Source organism: Dokdonia sp. LLG6352-1 (genome assembly GCF_045055815.1).
In the GTDB taxonomy this organism is placed as follows: Bacteria; Bacteroidota; Bacteroidia; order Flavobacteriales; family Flavobacteriaceae; genus Dokdonia; species Dokdonia donghaensis.
Map to the genome: position 1 here is coordinate 1,653,327 of NZ_CP159329.1, position 16,674 is coordinate 1,670,000.

Consider the following 16,674-nt stretch of genomic DNA (forward strand, 5'->3'; position numbering starts at 1 on the left):
ATAATGCAACTATTTAATAGCATTAAGTACTAATTCCTTATAAAATTCTGTAATGTTATTTTTTCCTTCACATACATTTGTAAGTGATGGTAAATGCTTTGAAAAGTAGCGCTGGTGATGTGCGCCCTCTATTACCGTAGAGATAAGCATATGTGGGTACTCATACGTAGGGTGTATATCTGTAACAAAGTCACTCACACGCTGTACCACTCGCTTATAAGTTTTATAGTATCCCTTTGAGTTTTCTTTATCTATATCTTTAGTGTGGTATGCTTTTGATGATTCCGCTACGATTATGCGGTGCAGTATTACTTCGTTTACATAAGATATACTCGTGTCTTCTATAACATCTTTAGTAAGGAGTTCTATACAAGATAGCAGTTTTATAGAAGGGTCACTTACGTTAGTAGTCGCAAAAACAATTTTGTACTCAATCCAACTCCAGTACCAGCTTACAAGATATACTAGAAGGGCGTGTTTGCTTTCAAAATATCGGTATATCGAGCTCTCATTAGAGTTAATTGCAAGGCCAAGCTTCTTAAAAGTAAACTTTTCAAAGCCTAGCTCATCTATCATCTCAATACTCTTACTCACGATTTTACGACCTAGGTCTGTGGTCTCTGGATCACGAGTGTACAAGGCTGGATCTATTGTGATTTGTATGCGTAATCTTTCCATATCACAAAGATATAATAGTAATACTATTATAATTAAAAGTTTAACTATTTGTTGTGAAAGCGATGCATTTTGTTGAGGTAGCAACAGTTGTAATATAGCCTATAGACGTAGAGTGTAATTATATTGTAAAGAAAGTTTCTACGTGTGTAAACTTTTATAATTATTAAGGAGTACGATGGCTAGAGCCTCTCTAAATAGGGGGTTTCCCGCTTTACATTGCAATTCCTCACGCCGGCCTTGTCAGGCAGTTACGGGATTTTCATTGCAATCGGGGCTATAGAGTAAAGCTATTGAATCTCTTTGGTTTTGAATGCTATAAAGTAAAAGTTAAACAAATTACTCCTGACTTAGTTCCATTTCCAAAGTTTCAAGATTATACGATGGTTTCATTTCTACACAGAGGTTTTAACCACAATTCTTCTTTAATTAAATTGTTGCAAATGAATGTTTAAAATTTGTTAGTGCACTATGAGTTCTTAAGACCTATCGCTTCAACGTAAAGTGCCCATTAACCGTTCTCTGTGTCCCTAGGTCATCTACCTCTGTAAACTCTACTCTAAACCAGTAGTCGTTACTCGGCATCGGTTGGCCATTAAAGGTACCGTCCCATCCTGGGCTAGTAGGGCTCAGCTGTTTTAAGAGCTTCCCGTATCTATCAAAGATAAAGATCTTCGCATTCAGGTTAGGGTCTACTCCTAGCCCTATGATATTCCACGTATCGTGGAAACCATCTGCATTAGGTGTAAAGAAGCGCGGGTAATCTATAATCCCTATCTCAAACTCAGAGATCGAACAGTTACCACTTGCTAGTCTTCCGAAAATGGTGTGCGTCCCTGGAGTCACATTTGTAAAAGTCGTACTACTCTGGAACGGGCCATCATCTAGTGCAAACTCATACTCAGAGGTAGGATCTACCCCTGTGATATTTATCACCTCTACCGTATACAACCCGCTACTATTAAAAGAAGGTTCTAGTACAATCGCCTCAAACACCGGTGCACTCTCTGCTGTATATACCGCTTCGGCAAGGTAATCACATTCCGTACCATCTACATACGTAGCTGTGACCAGCACCTGGTAGGTTCCTGCAGCATCTACAGTCACCACAGGGTCTTGTGATATCAATGCACCATCGAGCGTCCACGCATAGCTATAGCTCACCCCAATCTGAGGATCTTCTACCGTACCATCTATTGTAAATGGTTCTAAAGTTTCTCCAGTAATCTCATCCACACAAATCTGTCCACCCTCATTGCTAAGGTCTGTATATGGTAGTGGTTGCACAAAAATCTCAAAGTCTACCACCATCGTACTCTCACAGTTACTAGCTGTATTAACCGCTCTGGCATATATAGTCTGTGGGTTACTCGTATTCACATAAGCACTAGGCGTGTCTATCGCATTAATCATTGCCTCTGCATCTGCAAGGCTGGTGTAGTAGGTTACAGAAGTGTCAGTTACCCCGCCGGTAATCATAGCATTCTGCTGCGTAAGGTCAAAAGTGGCCTCATCTTGATTAGGTGCAACATTAATCCCAAGATCATCGGCACACTGTACCATATTATCTGCTGGAGATACCTCTGGACGACTTTCTACTGTAAAGATGATGCTTGTAAAGTTCACACAGCCCGTGGTGTTATCTTCAATACGCACAAAAAGCTCCTCACCATCTGCCACCGTGTATGGCGAACTTAGTGCTGCAGTGTTTGCCTCTGCCTGCACTAGTAACTGGTGATAGCTTATCGTAAAATCACTCGTTACCTGTGGCGCTGCAAGAATCCCTATCTCATCTGCAAGGGTCGTAAGATCCACACTTCCCATTGTATCATCTCCATCAAATTCTTCACAGAAGGTATAATCAATAGGTCCCGCTTCTGCCAAGACAGGTAGCGGATTTACAATCACCTCAAAAGGCACAATCACATAACATAAGTTTCCGTCGTTATCTAAATCATCATCGCCTGGCACATTTCTTTCCACACGTGCATAGAGCGTTTGGTTGCCAGATGTGGTATTGATAAAATTGGTAACATCTGCCACAGCAAGCGTTGGGTCGTCTGGGTTCGCTTCCGCGAAAGCGAGATCTGTATACACTAAGATATCTACAGGCTCCCCTCCACCTATCTGAGCAATCACACCCGTAAGATCAAAGCTCTCAAACCCATCGGTATCTGAACCAGAACCAGCGTCAATCACCCCATCGCCATCAGTATCAATATCTGTCGTGGCATCACATACCTCTACGGCATCTGGCATTGTGTTAGGCGTAGGTAGTGGTAACACCTCAATGTCAAAAGTAGTCTGGTCAGTACATCCTGCTGCGCTAGAGACTACTACCTGTATCGTCTGTGGGTTCTGAATGTTTGTATAAGCCGTAGGGTCTGCAATAGGCGTATCACTCATCTGGTCTGCAAGACTTGCATAATAGGTCACAGATAGTAATGGATCACCACCGGTAAGACTTGCCTCATTAACGGTAAGGTCAAATACATTAAAGGTATCTGCATCATCATCACAAACCATTAGGTCTAGATCATCATTGGCTGGGTTTGCCGTAGGTGGGCTTTCTACAGAGATTTCAAAAGAGCTCACTGCAGCACACATATTTGGACTACCATCATTTACTTGTAAACGTACCCAGATTACCTCAAGTGGTATCATCTGTGTTGCGTTATAGTTGGCTGGATCAATAATTGGGTTGTTACCCGTTTCTGCATCTGCGAGGGTGTTGTGATACGTGATGACAAGCGTGGTTGCATCTTGTGTCCCTATGATGGCAACCTCGTTTTGAGTAAGGTCGATGATTTCCATCAGGTTATTATCATCATCACACTCGGTAAGGGTTTCAAGAGCCGTAGGAATCTCAGGGATAGGATATACCACAAGCTCAAATTCATAAATCTTAGTACAAGCCGTTGCCGTAGCAGGATTGGTATCTTGTGCTACCACATACAGTGAGGTCATCCCTGTGATGTTGTTATAAGGAACGGTAATATCTATCTGCCCTGCTCCCGTGTCTGCCGTGGCATTATCTAGGGTTTCATAAAAACGTAGGGTGATATCTGTAAGGGTTGCTAATAAGTCATCATTATACTGTTGCAAATCAAAGGCTCCAAAACCATCATTGTCTTCATCACAGGCTATCGCTTCTGGTAAAGGTTCTCCAATAACAGGTAGCGGATTAACTTGCAGGTCTACCGTGGTCTCTGCTCCACACATTCCTGCATCACTACTACTTACTAAGATAAAAAGCGTCTGCGGACTACTACCATCATTGATATATGCCTCTGGTGTGGCAATAGCATTTGCAATACCGGCATCTAGGTCTGCTTGCGACTCATAGTAGGTCACGGTAAGGGTTGGGTCGCCACCGGTAATACCTGCATCAAGGCTGGTAAGGTCAAAAGTGGTAATCCCATCATCATCGGTTCCTACGAGGGCACCCGCACTATCACAGGCTTCAAAAAGCCCTGGTGGAGTGATGGTAGGAATCATTGCAATGTTTAGATTAAAAGTACCTACAACAGTACAACCTGTTGTGGTGTCTTCTAGACGTACCCACAGCTGGGTAGCTGGTGCACTGGCAAGGTAGTTTACAGGGTCTGCAATAGGCATATCTGCCGCACTGCCTACCATAGCTTCTGCACTGGCAAGCGTCTCGTGGTACGTAAGTGTTATAGCTGCAGGGGTTTGTGTCCCGTAGATCACGGCATCATTTTGTGTAAGGTCAAACAGCGCTTGCCCGTCCCCATCATCATCACACTCAGTAAGGTCTGGGATGGTGGTAGGTAGTACCGGTGCAGGTTGCACGATAAGTTCTAACTCCACGATACGGTAACACTCAGTGCTGGTAGCTGGGTCTGTATCTGTTGCACGTACATAGATAGTTCTTGATACCGTCTGGTAGGTTGCTGGGTTTGCAATGGCTGGTGTACCTAGCTCCGCAGCGGCAATTGTCTCGTGGAAACTAAGTCCCACAAAGGCTTCGCCATTTATAATGTCTGTCGTTACCTGACCTGTAAGATCAAAAATAGCATCCCCATCATTATCTGGGTCGCCATCATTTGCCATTGTATCACATTCCTCTACCGGTGCTATGGTGGTAGGTGATGGTAATGGATTTACCACTAAGGTTAAGGTGATGGTCTCATAACAAGACGTTACTATATCTTCTACACGTACAAAGATGGTTTGGTTTGCCATCACCACATTCTGATACATATCTGCAAGTGCTGGTGTACCCGCATCTGCATCTGCTTGGGTGAGGTGATAGCTTACACTCCAGTCATCATTACCACCAGTAATCTCATCGTCACGACTACGTAAATCAAAGCTTGCAAACTCATCGATATCACTACCGCTTTCTATATCGTCACAGAGCTCGTATTCGGCAGGTTGGATAGGAGTTGGTAATGGGTTTACAATAAGTTCTAAAGGAGCAATATTACTACAGAAGGTCATCGTAGTGGTCATCTGTGCAGTATCGGTTACTAGGGCATATACGGTAGCGGTATTACTCGTATAAGCGTTAGGAGTTGCAATGGCAGGAGTACCAGCTTCCGCGGAAGCGAGTGAAGAAAACCACTCCACCGTATGCATTGTAGGGTCTAATCCGCCTAGAATATTAGCTTCTTGTGTACTTAAATCAAATAGCTGAAGCCCATCAGTATCGTCATCACACAAGGCGTATGGAAGCGCATCTTGGTTAGGCATCGGGGTGTTGAGTACACGCAAGGTAAGCGGTGTGGTACTGTAGCAACCAGCATCGTTAAAGACACGGGCATACACAATTTGCTCAAAAGGCTCATTGTTGATATACATCATATTATCAAGCTCCTGACCTACTGGTGCATTATCTGCATCTGCCTGGGTGAGGTAATAGGCGACGGTAAGGGTTGGGTCGCCACCGGTGATTTCGGTGTCTCTAGAGGAGAGCACGAAGAAGTCAAAAACTCCGTCGTTATCATCATCACACTCCTCATAATCTGCAGGGGTTACGGGTACCGGCACTGGGAAGCTACGCACAGAAAGGTTCACCGTTGAATAACAAGCCGTGGTATTATCAGTCACACGAGCCACTACAATCTGAGGATTGGTGGTCATTGTAAACATTGTTTTGTCTGGGATACTTGCATCACCAGCATCGGCCCCAGCCTGGTCTAGGTGGTAGGTGATGGTAAGGTTTGCATCAAAGCCACCCGTAATCTCTATATCTTTTGAAGAGAGGTCTACCGTGGTAAGTCCATCTATCACACCATCATCATCACAAACTTGAAGCTCGGTAGGTGTGGTGAGTACAGGGTTCTGGTTTACGATGAGCTCAAAGTTCATTGCAAGGTTGACAAAATCAAACGTCGTACAACCTGTAGTAGCATCCTCTAGACTGTAGTAAATGGTCTGAGGGTTGCTACTGTTTGAAAAAGCAGTAGGGCTGGCAATGGCATTCATCGCCGTGTAATTCCCTACATTCTCATAATAAGTAACTAGAATATTAGGATCACCGCCCGTAATCTCGGCATCGTTCTCGGTTAGATCAAATTGTGCAGCGTTTGCGATAGGTGAACATTCTTCAAGTGAAGAGATGTTGGGTAGAAAGGTGGGGTTAGCCTCCACATTGAGCAATACGTGTATCCCTAGACCACGACAGTCGTTTGCAGTATCGCCATCTACACGTACCCAAATACCTTGCTGTCCATTTGCATCTGTATAGGTGAGGTTATTTGTATAGGCATCAATAGTTGCCGTAATAGGATTGGTCTCTGTTTCTGCTTCTTGCTGGGTTTCGTAATAGCTTACAGTGAGCATCTGTCCAGCAGGAAATAAAGCTAACACTTGTGCTGTAGCATCAGAAAAATCAAAGATACTCTGACCATCACTATCTGTATCACACTCAAAATATTCTAATTGAAAAGTATCGGGTATCTCTGAAGTATCTACCTCAAGGTCAATCTGAGCCTGACGTGTACATCCATTTATGGTAGAAATAGTAACGCTTATGGATTCGTTGTTTTGTATTTGGTTTGTGTACGCTGTAGGATTAGCTATTGCAGCACCACTAAGGTCATAATATAGAAATGTCTCATTTTCAGAATCACTGCTTAATAAAACTTGCGCCTCTGTTAGATTAAAGAATGCAAAGCCATCTTGATCAATATCACACTGACTTAGTGATACAGGAGAGTTTATGATAGGTAGAGGAGCAACAACTATATTAAAAGTAACAATAGCAAAGCAGGCATCGTTTTGAGTGTTTGAAACTCTTGCCGTGATGGCTTGTACTTCTGCATCAGTATTAATAAATGAGGTGGGGAGAGCACTATTGTTTGCATTTGCATCTCCTAGATTATCGTGATATGTAACAGTAAAAATTGTAGGGTTTTGACCATTTAGAATATCATCATCTAGTGTAGATAAGTCAAAGGTAGTAAACTGGTTTGTGTCATCTCCATCTGCACTGTCATCGCAAACTATATATGATCCAGGGTCTGTAGCTGTAGCTTGTGGTATAATAGTTAAAGTAATGTCTGTAAAATCTGCGCAGCTATCGTTACTTACATTATCTATTCTGGCAGTAATAGTTTCTGTGCCGGTAACAGTAAAATTAGTAGGAGTTGTAATTAGATTTGTTTCTGAAGAAGCATCAGTAGGAGTGGGGTAGAAGTCTATATTATATAATGTATCACTTTGAGTTCCTAAAATAATACTGTTAAGGGTTGTTAGGTCAAAGTTCTCTATTCCATCTGCAGAGCTATCATCGCAAATGTTTTGTGTAGGAACTGCATTTGCTGTGGGTTGACTGTCTACTATGAGGTCGATAGCGGTGGTGTCAAAACAAATCGCACTAGAGTTACTCTCTATTCTAGCGTAAATAGTTGTACTTGTTGTATCATAAGCAGCAGGTGTAGTAAAAGGCATTACATTATCTATAGCCTGTTGCTCTGTAGTATGCCAGGTCACTGTAAAACTAGCTGCGCTTTGAGAACCTAAAATGATATTTTCGGTCAACATTTCTAAGTTGAAAATCGCAGTACCATCATTTGTATTATCATCACATATACGTACTGGTGGTACAGGGTTTGCTATTGCTTCATCTGTAATAGTTACGGTAAAGCTAAATTCATCGGGACACATATCTGGGTCTGCGGGATTTTCATCATAAACAAATACAGTAGTTGTTGTGGTGATGGGAGTTGTCCAGTCTATAAGCGCGGCAGTAGGGTCAGATTGTAGAGCTGTGTAATATTGAGGGTTGTTGAGAAAATTTCCCGAAAGGGTAGCGGGGTCAGAGAGTGAAAAAGTTTCACAAGCAGTAAGATCATCTATAACATCAATAGAAGGATTATCCACTAGGGTTATTGTGATATCAACATCTATAGGATCGCAATCGCCCACAGCAACGTAGTTATATATGAGTGAGGGATTAGATATAGGATCTGTAGTAGGGTCAAAAATATCTGTACCACTATCTAAAGGAGGTGTCCAAGTCCCTCCCGTGGGCGGATTACCATCAAACCGCTCCAGAAGATTTATGGGTCCAGCTGCAGTACATATATCTGTATCTGTATCTTCTGGTGTTACAGCAAATCCTGAGTAGTAGCCTGCAAATCCGGCTGAATTAAAACTACCAAACAGACCAGCAGCAATGGGTCCATCAGAAACAATTACAGCATCACCCATTAACCCACTCACAAAGTAGGTTTCCCATTCTGAGGTGCCTGGATTTTGGAGTGCAGTTGCTGGATTTAAATCTGTTCCATTAACGGTTACAGTGTTACCTACTCTTGATGTTATTAAAACATTACCTGTAAAATTCTGTGGATTGTTAGGATAAATCTCAGTGACTTCAGGTATTAAATCTACTGTTTTCTGAAAGAAGCAACTTAATGGAGGTATAAAATTCATACCAGGTGTTGCGCTAGGAAAATTAGAACCTCCATTGGTAGGATCTTCATTTGTACCATTCCTTCCTGCTAGCATTTGATATACATATAACGTCTTGGAGGGGTCTTGAGTTGAGATGTACATATTTCTATGAGCATCTCCCGTGTTAGGTAAATATAAAGATGGGTCATCCAGATATAAGAAGTCACCTGCATTTGGAATATTTGCAATAAAATCACCATTTACATAAATATCGGTATTGTCATTATTCGCAATAATAATAGGAACTTCAGAACTATCATTACCACCACCTCTTATGAGCATATATTCAAAACCGGTAGCGCTTTCATCTACAATTTGATCAATAAGCATATCAGAAAATAAGCTTGCAAATTGACCTTGATAAAAATTGCCATTTAAGTTTCCTGTATTAACTACAATAGGCTTGTCCGACTCAACTAGAGCACCTATAAAACCTTCACTATTTGCGACAGTGTTACTGTAGCCAGAGACCACAAAGGTTTCTCCTGTATTAAGGTTAATAGTGGGGTTTAAACCATTTTGAAAAACCATATTTGCAGCATCATAATCAGAAAATGTAACGGTTGTATTATCCTGAGAAGCCATAATGCTGGCAAAAAAACTGTGTGATCCATTAGTGTTAAGTAATCGTGCACTCCCTAATCTAAACCTAGAGCCTAAGGCGTCTTCACCTTTGGCGGTGAGGTATCCTGCGTGATTTGTTACGTATGTTCTCAAACTCACATAAATAAGATCTGAAGCATTTACTATAATCCCTTTTGTGGTTATAGCAGTGTTAAGTTGAGATTGACTTACAAGAATTGGAGAGTTGCCAGACACATCTATCTCATACGTGCTAGTGTTGCCATTCCAAATCTGGCTTGTCTGCAATACGGTCCCGTCTCCTGTAGTTATCTCTACGTCTACAGGGGTTGTTGCACTACCATTAGGTGTAGAAATATAAATTGTGGCATTAGTAATTCCTACTCGTGTATGTAACGGCGGTAAATAATGAGTACTCCCCAGTTGTGCAAATACAGGAAGTGTACATAGCGAGATTACTATAAGTAGGGCGTAGTTTTGGATTTTCATAACCTCTAGTTGGTATAAGGTGTGCCTTAAAAATAGTGATATTTTGACTATCAAGGTGCTAGAGGGGAGGTAATTGTCTGCTTTTGAAGGTGTGAGGTGTTGTATTACGCTTTCGCGAAAGCGTAAATACCCTTGTAAACTATAGAGGTAAACACGGTAATTAAATGAGTTGAAAAACAAAAATCCCGCTCAAAAGAGCAGGATTTTATATAAGTGAGATGTATTATTAAATGAGGCTTGCGCCTTACTTTACTTTATTAATTATTGCTTCAAACGCTTCTGGGTGGTTCATAGCAAGGTCTGCAAGCACCTTACGGTTAAGCTCGATTCCATTTGCTTTAACTCCTCCCATAAACTGAGAATAAGACATACCGTGCATACGAGCACCCGCATTAATACGAGTAATCCATAATGAACGGAAATTTCTTTTCTTCTGACGACGGTCTCTGTATGCATAAGACATTGCTTTGTCTACTGCATTCTTTGCAACTGTCCATACGTTTTTACGTCTTCCAAAGTATCCTTTGGCTTGCTTCATCACCTTTTTTCTTCGGGCTCTTTTAGCAACTGAATTTACTGATCTAGGCATAATTTAATGTGTTTTTGTAGCAGGCGACACACGCTGTGTGCTCTTGTGTATCTCGCTCTTAAGCGGCGAGACGGCCATACTCCAGGGTTTAAAAATAATTTGTTTTAACCGGTTAAAGTGATTACTTAAGGTTAAGCATCAATTTAACATTGTTCTCATCTGCTTCGTGTACAAGACCATCGTGCGTCAGAGCTAGCTTGCGCTTCTTAGATTTTTTTGTCAAAATGTGACTCTTAAAAGCGTGCTTTCTTTTGATTTTACCAGTTCCGGTAAGCTTAAAACGCTTCTTAGCACTGGATTTTGTTTTCATTTTAGGCATCTGTTCCTATTTTTTAAATTATCTCACTTATTTTCTTACTAAACCCTCCTACTCAATGAGTAGGAGGGTTTTTATAATAACTACAGTTCTTGAGTTACACTCGAGTCTGTATTGTATTTATTTCTTTTTAGGCGCGATGAACATTGTCATACGCTTTCCTTCTAGTCTTGGGAGTTGCTCTACTTTTCCTAACTCTTCTAGCTCTTGAGCTAGTTTAAGAAGTAGTATTTCTCCTTTGTCTTTATAGATGATAGAACGACCTTTAAAGAAAACATACGCTTTAAGTTTTGCTCCTTCTTTAAGGAACTTCTCTGCGTGTTTCTTTTTAAACTCGTAGTCGTGATCATCTGTGTTAGGACCAAAACGAATCTCCTTGATTATCACTTTTGAGGCTTTTGCCTTCATTATCTTTTCACGCTTCTTTTGCTCGTATACAAACTTTTTATAGTCTATAATCTTACAAACTGGCGGAGCAGCGTTAGGTGATATTTCAACAAGGTCTAGCTCTAGTTCACTAGCTAGTGCTTGTGCTTTTTGGATAGGGTAAATCCCTACTTCCACATTGTCTCCCACTAGACGTACTTCTTTTGCACGTATCTTTTGGTTGATTTTGTGTTGGTCTTCCTTAATGATCCTTGCAGGACCTCTCGATCTTTTTCTACGTATTGCTATGGCTTTTCTATTTTAAATTAAACTTAATCAAATGTTTTCATTGTCGATGCAATCTCGGTAGAGACAATTTTTGCGAAAGCATCTATAGTCATACTACCTAAATCCTCACCACCGTGTCTTCTTACAGATATTGTGCCATCTTTTTCCTCTTGCTCTCCTATGATAAGCATAAACGGAAGTTTTTGCATCTCTGCTTCCCGTATTTTCTTACCCATAGTCTCGCCTCGGTTATCTATAAGGGCGCGAATTTCGTGATTTTCTAGCAAATTTAATACATTCTGAGCATATTTCTCATATTTCTCACTCAATGTCAGAATTGTAGCTTGCTGTGGCATAAGCCAAAGTGGGAAATTACCACCCGTATGTTCTAATAATATAGCAACAAATCGCTCCATACTACCAAAAGGGGCGCGGTGTATCATTACCGGCCTGTGCATCTCATTGTCACTGCCTTTGTACTGTAATTCAAAACGCTCGGGCAAGTTGTAATCTACCTGTATAGTCCCTAGTTGCCAGCTGCGACCTAAGGCATCTTTTACCATAAAGTCTAGCTTAGGTCCATAAAATGCTGCCTCACCAGTTTCAACAACATAGTTAAGCCCTTTTGCTTTTGCAGCGTTAAGAATTGCATTTTCTGCTTTCACCCAGTTTTCGTCTTCTCCTATATATTTATCTGGATTTTCTGGATCACGTAAAGAGACTTGAGCGGTAAAGTCTTCAAAGCCTAATGAGCCAAAAACATAAAGTACCAAGTCTATTACTTTCATAAACTCTTCATCCAGCTGGTCTGGTGTACAGAATATGTGTGCATCATCTTGAGTAAATCCTCTTACACGCGTAAGACCGTGTAGCTCTCCAGACTGCTCATAGCGATATACGGTTCCAAATTCTGCAAAGCGCTTAGGTAGCTCTTTATAACTCCACGGGCGACTGTTGTATATCTCACAGTGGTGAGGACAGTTCATAGGTTTGAGTAAAAACTCTTCACCCTCGTTAGGTGTTTGTATAGGTTGAAAGCTATCTGCTCCATACTTTGCATAGTGGCCAGATGTTTCATATAATTCTTTTTGTCCTATATGTGGAGATACCACCATCTCATAGCCTTGCTTCTTTTGTGCAGCTTTAAGAAAGTTTTCTAAACGCTCACGTAAAGCAGCTCCCTTAGGTAGCCATAAAGGTAAACCTTGACCTACGCGCTGTGAGAAGGTAAATAGTTCTAGTTCTTTTCCTAGTTTTCTGTGGTCACGCTTTTTTGCTTCTTCTAGAAGTTCTAGGTATTGCTTAAGATCTTTTTGTTTTGGGAAAGAAGTTCCATAAACACGAGTAAGTTGTGGTTTGTTTTCATCACCACGCCAGTATGCACCAGCAACACTCATAATCTTCACGGCTTTTATGATACCTGTATTAGGTATATGTCCCCCGCGACATAAATCTGTAAAGTCGTCGTGATCACAAAAAGTGATAGTTCCATCTTCTAGATTCTCAATAAGTTCTACCTTAAACTCATTTCCTTCACCTATATATTTATCAAGAGCTTCTTGCTTTGTTACAGATCGCATTTTAAAATCGTGCTTTCCACGAGCAATCTCGAGCATCTTATCTTCTATCTTCTTAAAGTCTTTATCAGAAATAGTTTGATCACCTAGATCAACATCATAATAAAAACCATTTTCTATAGCTGGACCTATAGTAAGTTTCGCTCCAGGGTATAACTTTAATATAGCTTGAGCAAGTACGTGAGAAGAAGAGTGTCTAAAAGCAGTCTTCCCTTCATCATCATTCCAGGTAAATAAGGTAATCGATCCATCTTCTGTAAGTGGGGTAGAGGTCTCTACGGTCTCCCCATTAAATTTTGCAGAAATAACGTTGCGCGCCAGCCCCTCGCTGATGCTCTTTGCGACATCCATAGGAGTAGCTCCCTTGTCCATCTGTTTTACATTGCCATCTGGCAAAGTGATATTGATCATAGTTCGATTATTTATAAGAAGCAAAGATATGATGTTCGATGTAGGTTTACAATAACCAGGTAATCTGTTTTACATTATATATAGGTCAAAGTTTTTTACGCTTTCGCGAAAGGTGTTTTGTGTTCAATTAATAGCATATCAGGATTATATGGTTTTAAGAGCTGTTGTAGTTGGGTTTTTGAGAGCGATTTTAGAAATATTTCACATTTTTTCTTGTCAGGCTTGAACTTCTGTGTATCTTTGCCACCCGTTTGACTGCAAGCGGTAGTTCTTACTAAATGTCTGTTTAATTGGCTTTAAAATTTATTTCAAATTATTTTCAAAAGATAGTTTGTAAAGTCAAAAAAGGTTGTAGTTTTGCAGCCGCTAACAAATAGAGGTTTATTTGTAAGAGTTGTTCTTAGAATTGTTGTTTTTATTGCTTCAGAAAAAAATAATTTTTTTTTCAAAATAAAGTTGTCAGTATTAAAAACAGTTGTATATTTGCACCCGCTTAGAGAAACAGTAACACATCTAGCGAAGTTCAAGTAATTTTTTTGAATGTTTTGGAAGGATAAAAAGGGGTTCGATTCCTCTTGCATTAACATTGATTTTCTAGTTTTTAGGAATTAGGAAAAGTTCATTGACTTATTGAATTGACAGCGCGTATTAATACTTTCGGGTATTATTACAAAGAATTTGAAAACTAGAAGTTTATTATTGACCGGATATTTCGAGTTGTGAGGAGTTAATATTATTAACAACACACGATGAAGAGTTTGATCCTGGCTCAGGATGAACGCTAGCGGCAGGCTTAACACATGCAAGTCGAGGGGTAACAGGAGTAGCTTGCTATTTGCTGACGACCGGCGCACGGGTGCGTAACGCGTATAGAATCTACCTTATACTGGGGGATAGCCTTTGGAAACGAAGATTAATACCCCATAGTATTATTTTTTGGCATCATTAAATAATTAAAGTTTCGGCGGTATAAGATGACTATGCGTTCTATTAGTTAGTTGGTAAGGTAACGGCTTACCAAGACTTCGATAGATAGGGGTCCTGAGAGGGAGATCCCCCACACTGGTACTGAGACACGGACCAGACTCCTACGGGAGGCAGCAGTGAGGAATATTGGACAATGGAGGCAACTCTGATCCAGCCATGCCGCGTGTAGGAAGACTGCCCTATGGGTTGTAAACTACTTTTATATGGGAAGAATAAGATCTACGTGTAGATTGATGACGGTACCATAAGAATAAGCACCGGCTAACTCCGTGCCAGCAGCCGCGGTAATACGGAGGGTGCAAGCGTTATCCGGAATCATTGGGTTTAAAGGGTCCGTAGGCGGGCATATAAGTCAGTGGTGAAAGTCTGTGGCTTAACCATAGAATTGCCATTGATACTGTATGTCTTGAATTATTGTGAAGTGGTTAGAATATGTAGTGTAGCGGTGAAATGCTTAGAGATTACATAGAATACCGATTGCGAAGGCAGATCACTAACAATATATTGACGCTGATGGACGAAAGCGTAGGTAGCGAACAGGATTAGATACCCTGGTAGTCTACGCCGTAAACGATGGATACTAGTTGTTTGGTTTTCGGACTGAGTGACTAAGCGAAAGTGATAAGTATCCCACCTGGGGAGTACGTTCGCAAGAATGAAACTCAAAGGAATTGACGGGGGCCCGCACAAGCGGTGGAGCATGTGGTTTAATTCGATGATACGCGAGGAACCTTACCAGGGCTTAAATGTAGTCTGACAGCTTTAGAGATAGAGTTTTCTTCGGACAGATTACAAGGTGCTGCATGGTTGTCGTCAGCTCGTGCCGTGAGGTGTCAGGTTAAGTCCTATAACGAGCGCAACCCCTGTGGTTAGTTGCCAGCGAGTAATGTCGGGAACTCTAGCCAGACTGCCGGTGCAAACCGTGAGGAAGGTGGGGATGACGTCAAATCATCACGGCCCTTACGTCCTGGGCCACACACGTGCTACAATGGTAGGGACAGAGAGCAGCCACTTAGCGATAAGGAGCGAATCTATAAACCCTATCTCAGTTCGGATTGGAGTCTGCAACTCGACTCCATGAAGCTGGAATCGCTAGTAATCGGATATCAGCCATGATCCGGTGAATACGTTCCCGGGCCTTGTACACACCGCCCGTCAAGCCATGGAAGCTGGGGGTACCTGAAGTCCGTCACCGTAAGGAGCGGCCTAGGGTAAAACTGGTAACTGGGGCTAAGTCGTAACAAGGTAGCCGTACCGGAAGGTGCGGCTGGAACACCTCCTTTCTAGAGCTTGTCCCTGTTATTGTGAGTTATGTAATTTATTATGTAGCGATATCATTAACAAACAGCAAACGACTTACAACCGAATGGTTAGTAATAGGTTTTAGTTTTCAATAGCTGTCGATTTAATTATTAATAAGGAAGTAGGAATTGAGTAAGTAAGAATTAGTTTTTACTAACAATTACACTTGATTGCTATAGACTATTAAGACAGTCTCATAGCTCAGCTGGTTAGAGCGCTACACTGATAATGTAGAGGTCGGCAGTTCGAGTCTGCCTGAGACTACTTTTATGCTTTCGCGAAAGCTTTATAAATCGTGACGTTCATACGTATTACATTTTGAAGGAAATTTTAGAAGTTGAGAATCATTACTTCGTCATTCGAAATCTGATGTCATCATCTTGATTTCATAGAAATGGGGGATTAGCTCAGCTGGCTAGAGCGCCTGCCTTGCACGCAGGAGGTCATCGGTTCGACTCCGATATTCTCCACATAAGCTATCAATTTTAAATTGTTGGCGATTAGTTACGAGTTTACTTGTAGTTGATACCGTTCATTGACATATTGGGAAATAATTAAAGAATACGAGAAGTCGTGTATAGCCTAGCCGCTATATACGCAAATTAATAATAATATGAATAACTCATTATAATATAAAGGTTTATGTATTTTATACATAAGCCCTTAAAAGAGCAATTAAGTACAATAAGCTAATTAAGGGCGTATGGGGAATGCCTAGGCTCTCAGAGGCGATGAAGGACGTGATAAGCTGCGAAAAGTTGCGGGGATCTGCACACAAGAATTGATCCGCAAATATCCGAATGGGGCAACCCGGTATATTGAAGATATATCACCAGAAATGGGGCAAACCCGGAGAACTGAAACATCTAAGTACCCGGAGGAGAAGAAAACAATAGTGATTCCGCTAGTAGTGGCGAGCGAACGCGGATTAGCCCAAACCAGTAATGTTACGGCATTGCTGGGGTTGTAGGACCACGTTATTTTGTGCTTTATGAACTAGAATGCTTTGGAAAGAGCAACGATACAAGGTGATAGTCCTGTATAGGTAAAGACAGTTACAGATAGTGGTATCCTGAGTAGTGCGGGGCACGTGAAACCCTGTATGAATTTGTGGGGACCATCCCATAAGGCTAAATACTCCTGAGAGACCGATAGTGAACCAGTAC

At 41.3% G+C, this 16,674-nt stretch carries 6 protein-coding genes, 2 tRNA genes and 2 rRNA genes (1 of these 10 cut by a window edge); 4 read left to right on the forward strand and 6 right to left on the reverse strand.

Translation table 11 applies throughout. From position 1 onward, the window contains the following. Positions 1–9: 9 nt before the first annotated feature. From ABVM49_RS07385 to thrS, 6 genes are all read right to left on the reverse strand, one after another. Positions 10–678 carry a TetR/AcrR family transcriptional regulator gene (locus ABVM49_RS07385; protein ID WP_405201356.1) on the reverse strand — a complete coding sequence of 223 codons (669 nt, stop codon included), beginning with the start codon at positions 676–678 and terminating at the stop codon, positions 10–12. Between the two features lie 483 nt (positions 679–1,161). Beyond that, positions 1,162–9,672, reverse strand: coding sequence for a T9SS type B sorting domain-containing protein (locus ABVM49_RS07390; RefSeq protein WP_405201357.1), 8,511 nt, complete (start codon positions 9,670–9,672; stop codon positions 1,162–1,164). A 244-nt stretch (positions 9,673–9,916) separates the two neighbouring features. After that, on the reverse strand, positions 9,917–10,261 hold the full coding sequence (gene rplT, locus ABVM49_RS07395; protein WP_021778208.1) for a 50S ribosomal protein L20: 345 nt from the start codon (positions 10,259–10,261) through the stop codon (positions 9,917–9,919). Between the two features lie 121 nt (positions 10,262–10,382). Then, positions 10,383–10,580: a 50S ribosomal protein L35 gene (gene rpmI / locus ABVM49_RS07400; protein ID WP_021778209.1), complete on the reverse strand. Its 198-nt coding sequence runs from the start codon at positions 10,578–10,580 to the stop codon at positions 10,383–10,385. 117 nt (positions 10,581–10,697) lie between these two features. Further along, positions 10,698–11,210, reverse strand: coding sequence for a translation initiation factor IF-3 (gene infC, locus ABVM49_RS07405; protein WP_262485475.1), 513 nt, complete (start codon positions 11,208–11,210; stop codon positions 10,698–10,700). A gap of 65 nt (positions 11,211–11,275) precedes the next feature. Continuing rightward, entirely contained in the window at positions 11,276–13,219 is a 1,944-nt protein-coding gene (thrS, locus tag ABVM49_RS07410; RefSeq protein WP_405201358.1) for a threonine--tRNA ligase, read from the reverse strand. Between the two features lie 746 nt (positions 13,220–13,965). On the opposite strand from thrS, the gene ABVM49_RS07415 reads away from it, so the two are divergent. From ABVM49_RS07415 to ABVM49_RS07430, 4 genes are all read left to right on the forward strand, one after another. Continuing rightward, positions 13,966–15,489: ribosomal RNA gene (locus tag ABVM49_RS07415) — 16S ribosomal RNA — on the forward strand. Positions 15,490–15,698: 209 nt separating this feature from the next. Further along, a tRNA-Ile gene (locus tag ABVM49_RS07420) sits at positions 15,699–15,772 on the forward strand. A gap of 132 nt (positions 15,773–15,904) precedes the next feature. Next, positions 15,905–15,978: transfer RNA gene (locus tag ABVM49_RS07425), tRNA-Ala, on the forward strand. A gap of 213 nt (positions 15,979–16,191) precedes the next feature. Further along, positions 16,192–16,674 (forward strand): 23S ribosomal RNA (locus ABVM49_RS07430); it runs 2,344 nt beyond the window's last position. The 16S and 23S rRNA genes sit together here with 2 tRNA genes alongside, the layout of an rRNA operon.